Raw genomic sequence first — 8,885 nt, 5'->3', positions numbered from 1 at the left:
ATAATGTTCTCCATCATCGGTCACATAGTGGTTTTGGATGCAAAACCTAATGCTCTCCTTGAGCCATTTATTATACCAGCTATGCAATGCAACCTTTTTATGGAGCTCCTCTTTGACCTCTCTACTCTTTACAAAAAAACCTACTTTTTGCAATTGAACGATCAGTAGCTTGCAGAGAAGCTCATCAAGACGTTTTATTTGTAAGTCTCTCCCATCGATTCCCTTCACTTGAAGGCCTCCTCTATACTCACATCAGTGAACGAACTTTTGTAGATTTCTAGTAAGAAAGTCTGCCAGTTGTGTTAAAGTCACATGTTCAAGCAAACATCCAGGTGTCAAATCAAGCTTATATTCATGATTTATGGCATCGGCAAGCTGCGACAGCTTTAAAAGGTCTAAGCCATACTCTGTCATTTCAGCATCCATATCAATTTCCGTCGTATCCACCTTCAGAATGTTGGACACGGTAGTACTCAAAAACTGCCGATTGAGTTGTAAAAGCTTAGCATCGGCCTTTCCTGTTACTAGGATGTCTTCTGTAGTGATAAAAGGAGAGCTGGATTGAGATTGTGTAAAACGGCTTTTTACTCGTTCCATGATTGAACCTGACCGTGTAGGGACGGAAAAAATACTCTCATCCGCTCGTATTCCACTCATCTTCAAAGGCTTTGTCGTTTTGATAAATGCTAGCTGATCCACACTACCTCCCAGCAGAGCCTCCAACGCTTCCATCGCTTCCTGTGGTTCAATAGAACCCATCCCAACACGAGCCATACGTTCGCGATGTTTTTGAGTAGCAACTGTCCCCACACTTCCCCAGTAGCCCCAGTTAATCACCTTAACTGCGCAAGGCCACTCCCTTGCAAGCTGATGTGCAAAGGCATCTGTAAACGTGCAGCCAGATGTGTAATTGCTTTGCCCAGGAGATGTAAGAAAGGAATTAAAAGATGAGAAAAATATCACAAAATCGAGCGGTTCCTTTTGGAAGACTTGCGCCATCCGCACACTGACATCCACTTTGGCAGCTAAACCACTTCTAAAACGAGCCTCGTCCATATTCGCTATGCTCTGATCCAGCAGTACAATCGCTGAATGGATGACTCCGTGAATACGTTGATACTGTGATTTAATTGATTCGTAAGCTTGCTGTAAAGAATCCTGATCTGTAGCGTCAGCTGACATATAAATAGGGGCTGGTCCGAATGATGCAAGTCTATCTATTCGTGCTTGAATGGAAGCATCTATACCTCGTCGACCAATCCAAACAATCTGAGCTTGGTATGTTTGAATCATGTATTCACTCCATACCTCACCGATTCCACCTGCTCCCCCTATGACAACATAAACGCCTCCGTTCCGATAAGATGAACTACCAGTTGAGGTAATCTCACACGGTATCAGCCTCTGACGATACCATTGCCCAGCGCGATACCCTAGAGCATTTCCGTTCGAATCTATTGGTACATGACCAATAGATTCGATCGGCCAAGCTTTATCTGCTTCAAGATCGATTAGCCTAACCTTCCAGTTCGGATATTCCTTCGCCATCGAGCCAATTAACCCATGAAGTCCAGCATGAGTAGAATCAATCGCATCCTGTTTTCTGATGGCCTGAGCTTGGATGGTTATCACACTCCACTGCATCTCTTTATTACCGTAGCCTAATCGAAGCAGGGCTTTCATGATTTTAAATACCTGTAATACACCTAGCTCTTGCTCCTCAATAAGGGCATGATTGGTTACGGAATGCCTTTTCCCATGTGGTGCCATCCAAATAAAATGCTCAATGGATTCATGCACTTCTAACTGCTTAGCAATCTCGTCTATGGTCATGGAAGAAGAAAAATCTAATAAGCATGCATCTTGATATAGCTGCTTCATTCGATTTTTGTCCTCCAATGAGCCGCCAACGATAAGGACTGATTTCGAATCGTCTGTATATCGCTTTTGTCCTTCCAGCACTACTCGATCCCACACAGGAGTTAGCTTTATTTTTCCATTCAGGACATTTCCTGTTTCACTGGTGGGAGTAAGATTTAATTTGCTACTCGATCCGACTGCTTTTGTGGTAAATCCCGATATTTTGACCTTACTATTTCCCTCTTCATCGTACAGATCAACGTCATATTTTTGCAGGCTATCATCTGTTACATCTTGATCGCTTCTACGGATAAAGGCCCACATATTCGGCGTACATTCCCCATATATTTCAAGACTTTGCAGAGCAAAAGGCAGGTATGTCCTCATAGCAGTACCTTTGCGAATGGCATCTTCCTCTTCTCTTCGTAACGCAAAGCCGATAGTCGCTTGAAGCGCTGAGTCCATTAAGCTTGGATGTAAAACAAATGGGTGAACGCCCTTCGTTACCGAAGACGGTTGGCACAGTTTGGCAAGTAATTTACCTTGCCCCATATAAATTTTCTCTACGCCCCTGAAGCTGGATCCATAACGGATTCCTAGTTGATCAAATGAGGCATAGCATTGTTTTGATGAAAGCGTTTGTAGACTACATTCTGCTTGGAGTTTTATGATATTCATGGCTGATCCTTCTTTGTAAGGGTGCAGAATAACTTTTCCCTGACCATGTATGACTCGATCTAATTCAGTAACTGGATTACTGTATACAAAATACTTGATCGTATTATTTTCCTCTGGAACAAGGCTTACGTGAACCTTAAAAGGTACATCCCCCACGCGAATAGGATTTGCCCAAACTACGTCTGCAAAGCTGATTTGTGTGACCGATTGGACTACATCTCCAATCGATTGCTCGACTGCTTTCCTCACCATCTCTAGATAGGCTACTCCGGGTAATACCTTCTGTCCCGATACCACATGATCTTTCAAGAAAAACTCTTCACCTGTAAAGGTGGAGCTAAAACGCTGCTCTGCGAACTGAGAGGTATTCTGCTGCAACAAAGGATGAATGACAGCTTGTGATGGGAACTCCTTTTCTTGCTTTTTCTCATGTAACCAATAGCTTTCCCTTGCAAAAGGATAGGTTGGAAGGTGAATACGTCGTCTCCCTGCTTTCCTGTTTAGCTGATCCCAATCTATTGTCAGCCCTTTTACCCATACATCCGCAATCTTTTTAAGCTTTCCTTTTTGAAGCCAGCCTGTAAGTAAAGCAGCGGCTTCCTCATCCTCTTCGAAAATGGTCAATCCTTCCTTGCCCTTCATGACTTGTCCTTTCGAAATGGATACAGAAGTCCGGCCATTCAGAAATGCCTCCATCGCAGTGATCAACGTTGCTTTTGAATTCGCTACAATTGCCAGCCTAAAGTCCATAGGAGCCCGCCCCACCTGTAGGGTATAGGCAACATCCTCTAAGCTAATGTTTTCAGAACGTTCTACAAAGCTTTTCATCAATTTAACCTGTTCATGTAATTGCTCCCCGTTTTTAGCAGACCAAGGAAACAGAAGTAATTTATCCTTGTTAGCTGTGACCGATACATTGGGGCGAGGCGTTTTGGCAACGTACTCCTCTATTACCAAATGGGCGTTTGTTCCACTGAAGCCAAAGGAGCTAACACATGCCAATCTAGGAATATCGTTAGGAGTAGACCACGGTTGTAGCTTTGTATTCATGTAAAAAGGGCTTCTTTCCAATGATATATGTTCATTTAAGGACTCGAAATGAATCGTCGGTGGAAGCATACGATGCTGTAGGGCAAGCAATACTTTGATGACTCCAGAAACACCCGACGCTGCCATCAGATGTCCAATATTACTTTTCACCGATCCAACCGCGCAGTAATGCTGTTTATTCGTATAAGCACGAAACGCTTCTGTAAGTGCCTCCATTTCAATCGGATCGCCCAGCTTTGTTCCGGTTCCATGCGCTTCAATAAGGGAAATATTTCCAGGATGAATGCCGTATCTTTCATAAACCTCTTTCTCCAACTTCACTTGTGAATTCACACTTGGCGCCGTAATACCATTGGTTTTTCCGTCCTGATTGATGCGCCATCCTCGAATCACACCGTAAATCGGGTCGTTATCTCGAATCGCATCGGATAAGCGTTTTACGAGCACAACTCCTACACCTTCGCCAGGCACGAATCCATTCGCACGATTGTCAAAAGTAAAGCAACGACCATCCTTGGATAACATGCCTGCTTTACTGGTCATAATGTGCATGGATGGCCCGGTCATCACACTGACGCCGCCTGCAAGTGCAAGGTCGCAGTTTCCAAGCGCAAGACTATTGCATGCTTCCGCTATTGCAACCAACGAGGAAGAGCAAGCTGTATCAATAGCCAAACAAGGTCCCTTTAGATTTAGTAAATATGAAATTCGAGAGCTTAAAATCGAAACAGACGCTCCCATCAGGCTTTGAGCATTCATTTCCTGCTGCCCCTGAGAACGGCCATAATCTGTTGTTCCACATCCAACAAACACTCCACAACGGCTACCAGATAATGCGGCTGGACTCAATCCAGCATCTTCAATGCATTTCCAACTGTTTTCTAAGAACAAACGTTGTTGGGGGTCCATATATTCGGCTTCCACAGGCGAAATATGAAAAAACAAAGGGTCGAATTTATCCACATCGTCTAAAGCACCCATCCACTTGCAATAGGTTTTTCCAGGACTATTCACATCTGGATCGTAATACTCCTCTATCGACCAACGCTCGGGTGGAATTTCTGTCACACAATCCTTTCCCTGCGCTAGATTATTCCAAAATTCATTGATATTCTTTGATTTTGGAAATTGGCCGGACATTCCAATAACTGCAATTCCCTCGTGCTGCTGTGCTTTTATGGATTGCAGGTTCACGACAGCTTTCTCTTGTTGTATAAATAAACTGTCTTCAGATTTTTCCTTTTGTAGCTGTAGTCGTCGTATCAAAAGATCAGAATAATCCATCATATCTTCAGCCGTATGACTGATGACAACTTTACCAATGTGCTTACCTTCCCCTACATATTCCAATGCCTCAGCAATTTGTCGAAGCGGATAGACTCTTGATACGATAGGAACTATTTTTTCTGCTTCTAGAAGGGTTACCATCGTATTGAGAAGCTCTTTATTAAAGCCTTTAGCAGCGCTTAACCTACGCAAATCAACACTGTAGATGGTTTGATTTTGTACTAGTCTAGATAGATCCAATTTTTTACTGGTTTTTAATGCGTGAACAGCCAGTTCTACATATCGCCCAGATGGCCCCAAACAATCTAAGCCCTTTTGAATAGACTCACCCGACAGCATATTTAATACAACATCAATCCCATTCCCATTTGTTATTTTTTTGATTTCCTGATCAAACTCAGTAGTCCGATAATTGATAGCGTGGGAAACGCCAATTCTTTTTAAAATCTCTAATTTTTCTGATTTACTGGAGGTTCCGTAACACACACAGCCTTTAAGATTGGCTAATTGAAGCGCCACAAGACCGCATCCCCCTGTAGCCGTTTGAATTAGTACATGCTCCTTTGAACCAAGCTGCCCTGTTTCAAATGCATGATAAACGGTGGAAAAGACAACTGGTAAGCTACACGCCTCCTCAAAAGAAATACTTCGCGGCTTGCGAACGGCATTCGCTACAGAAACATTTACATAAGTGGCGTGTCCCCCCAATTGCTTTCCTGTAAGGGCAATGATTTCATCACCCACTTGGAATTCCGTTACATCCTGGGCTACCTTGGTGACGATTCCTGCCACCTCAAAGCCGGGAACGAAGGGATAATCCGGCATTGTCGGATATAATCCCTTCACACACATCGTATCTGGAAAGTTAATGGCCGAAGCTTTTACTTGGACAGTCACCTCTCCCTTCTCCGGCTCTGGTACATCCCATGCCTGTAAAGACAGCTCATCCAAGCTATGCACAGTCGATAAGACAAGACCATGTGATTTTGTCATAACGACTTCTTTATGTAGGTGCTGTTCGTTTGTTGCAACCTTCTCGTTCGGTCCATGTGCTTTTTCATCTAAATAAGCTGAGTGATGCCTTGAATCGGTGGTTTTCGCTACACCTGTAATCATTTTTTTTGCATCTTCTGAATTGATCACTCCAGCCTGCAATGCACGTAGAATCTCTTGAAAATTCATCAGAGTTACCTCACTTTTGAAAATTTGATGTTCATTTTCCAAATAAGGATATGATCCGTTCCTTTACCTCTGCTTGATGAAATGTCCTTTCGTGCATGGCGACTTCTTTTTCAATAAACCCCGGAAGTTCCTCCCGAAGGGACGCTACCAAATGGTCCTTTAATGCAATCAGTGACACTCTTGGCTTCTCAACTATCTGGCGAGCTAAATCTAGTGCGTATTCCATCACTTGATCCCGTGGCATAACCGGAAAAGGCACTCCCCGTTTTTCAAGGTCTGCTCCTCGATAATTACCACCGTTTAGCAAAAGCTCCTCCGATAAGCTAAGCCCCAGCTTTCTGGGTAAAACACAAGTAGCACCCATTCCTGGACTAAAGCCATATTTCATAAAATTGGTGGTGTATACACTTTCCCGGCTCAAGATAACGAAATCAGCAAACAGCCCTAGGACGAATCCGCCTCCAATCCCATGGCCCTGCATGGCAGCAATGACCGGAATACGGCAGTCTAGCGCTAAACTATATATATTAGAATCAGTAAATTTTAACTGGCCATTATAAATGGCAAGCAAAGCCTCCTGCGTACCTCCCGAAGCGAAATAACTGTCGTAGCCGGTCAGAATAACCACTTTATAGCTTTCATTCTGTTCAACCGTTTGAAATGCCTCGGCCAATCCGAGTACCAATTCATTAGAAAATGTATTTTTATGAACTCGGTCTTGCATTGTAATTTGAACAATCCCAGCTTCAATTTCACGTAAATCAACAGTTTGCATGCTTTATCAATCCTCCCACGGAAATTCGCCCTTGTCGACATATCTGTATATCCCCTCCAGAATGCCGCGGTCAGAAAACATGTCCCGATTGGCTGATACAGCCAACCCCTTAGATCGTTGCAAAAAATGATCCAAATCGTTTACATAGCGTTTATAGTTGCCAATCCCTGCTTTAGGCAGCCTTTTTAGACGGACAAGATGCCTGCGAAGTAACACATCACTCTTCACGTCCCAAGCATCAACTAACCCCCATTCATACGCTTGCTGAACTGAAATCGGCTGAGTCATTAAGGTTAAATAATGGGACTTTTGTCTGCCGACACGGTGAATCAGAAACGGTAACACGCAAGCAGGATAAAGCCCAAACAGAAGCTCTGATAAACTAAACTGGGCGGTTTCATCTGCAACCACAATATCACTGGCGGCAATAAATCCGATTCCACCCGCATTTGCTGTTCCACGAACATGAGAGATAGTGATAAAAGAGCCGGTTGTAAGCTTTGTCCATAGCTCGTACAACGGCTCCGGATTACTCTTTCCGACCTGCCCATTCGACATTCGCTGATGAATCTCCTGGAAGTCAGCGCCGATACAGAACACCTGCGGTAACCCCTCCAGTACGACAATTGTCATTTTCTCTTCACAATAAGCCAATACGTGATTTAATTCTTCTATTAAACGATCGTTTATGGCATTGTTAGCCTCAGGTCGATCAAATTGTACGAAGCATATCGATTCTTGAATCCGGACCTTAATCGTGTCGTAATTCATTACGTCCACCTATAAATCCGATGAAACTCACGAATTTCATCTAAAAACAGCCTTGGTTTTTTTCGAGACGCGGAAAAAACCTCTGGTATAATACCCCAATCCAGCTTTAGGTTTCGCGTACCAAAGCGCACCGCATTGTCCCCTTTTAATAATGTTTGATATTCGTCAAAGCGTAGCCGATAGCGTTCATCAAGCTGCTTAGAAATCTCAAAACGCCGTAACACCTCTTGCCCCTGCACGGTAACTACTCCACTGTAAAACTCTGAGCAGCAGCCGGATCCATACGAAAAGCACCCAATCCGTTTTGCCGTGTCGAAATCTCCATGATCAATCGTGCTAGCTAAAGACAGAAGAACTGTTGCACCCATAATATTTCCCACGCGTTGGCAGTGGTAAATTCCAGGCAATACACGCTTTTTAAAATCCTCCTCGATTTCGAAGGGCTTAGCTTTGAGCATTCTTCTCATCATCGTTCGATGAGCTCCCTTCACCATTCCTCCAAAGGGGCTATGAAAAGCAAGATATTGAAAGGTATCCTTGTAATCCGCGCCGATGACACGCTTCTTGTATTCTAAATAGGATTGCTCACAGCAATCTAAGTAGGAGGAAAGAGATAAATCAGAATCTCCTGCTTCACTGTCCGGGATCGGTCTGCAAGTATCCATTACCTCATATCCATAGTAGCCGTTTGCACCAACATCGATTTGAAACACATATGGTCTATCGCTAACCAACAGAGCGACCGCCCCCGCTCCTGCACTTGGCTCTGCATAAGACCAATCTTCTGTTAAAGCACTTCCTCCCTCTGCCACAAAAAACCTCGATATATCGGTAGCTACAACCAAGGCTTTAGCACCAGGAGATGTTTGGGACAAGATAAAATTGACAGCCATCTGAAGCCCGGCAGTTCCTGAATAGCAGGCCTGCTTTATTTCAAACAAACGACAATTGCGATTTAACCCTAGATAATGATGGATGTAGGTACTAATCGACTTGCCAAAATCAATACCTGATTCCGTGCAGGTAATGAGTAATTCGATCCGGTCTTTTTCTGCTTCGGTAAGAGAATCAACAATTGGCTTTGCTGCATTGACGCCAAAAGAAATGGGGTCCTCATAAGGTAGAGCAACGGCCTTTTCCTTCATTAATAAATTATCAAAACGGGTTGTATCCAAATTGCGGTGAACGGCCAGGTCCATGACATCCAGATAGGCCGTTCCGCCATAAACGTTCATCGATTCAATTCCAACTAGAGTCAAAAGACATTCTCCTTTGTCGCTTT

Annotated in this window: 4 protein-coding genes; all 4 read right to left on the bottom strand. The window is 43.7% G+C overall.

Features of this window, described 5'->3' with window-relative positions:
* Positions 1-252 precede the first annotated feature (252 nt).
* The 4 genes from GOP56_RS04030 to GOP56_RS04015 are packed head-to-tail and all read right to left on the bottom strand — an operon-like array spanning position 253 to position 8,862.
* Positions 253-6,057 carry an SDR family NAD(P)-dependent oxidoreductase gene (locus GOP56_RS04030; protein ID WP_163244580.1) on the bottom strand — a complete coding sequence of 1,935 codons (5,805 nt, stop codon included), beginning with the start codon at positions 6,055-6,057 and terminating at the stop codon, positions 253-255.
* Positions 6,058-6,088: 31 nt separating this feature from the next.
* Positions 6,089-6,832 (bottom strand): polyketide synthase, encoded by a 744-nt coding sequence (locus GOP56_RS04025; RefSeq protein ID WP_163244579.1) that lies wholly within the window; start codon positions 6,830-6,832, stop codon positions 6,089-6,091.
* A 6-nt stretch (positions 6,833-6,838) separates the two neighbouring features.
* On the bottom strand, positions 6,839-7,603 hold the full coding sequence (locus GOP56_RS04020; RefSeq protein ID WP_163244578.1) for an enoyl-CoA hydratase/isomerase: 765 nt from the start codon (positions 7,601-7,603) through the stop codon (positions 6,839-6,841).
* Positions 7,603-8,862 (bottom strand): hydroxymethylglutaryl-CoA synthase family protein, encoded by a 1,260-nt coding sequence (locus GOP56_RS04015; protein WP_163244577.1) that lies wholly within the window; start codon positions 8,860-8,862, stop codon positions 7,603-7,605. Before GOP56_RS04015 ends, GOP56_RS04020 begins: the two co-directional genes overlap by 1 nt.
* Positions 8,863-8,885 lie beyond the last annotated feature (23 nt).

This window comes from Brevibacillus sp. 7WMA2, assembly GCF_010748895.1.
GTDB classification, from domain to species: domain Bacteria; phylum Bacillota; class Bacilli; order Brevibacillales; family Brevibacillaceae; genus Brevibacillus_B; species Brevibacillus_B halotolerans.
Note: the sequence above shows the minus strand (reverse complement) of the source record. Positions and strands in the feature narration are given on the sequence as shown.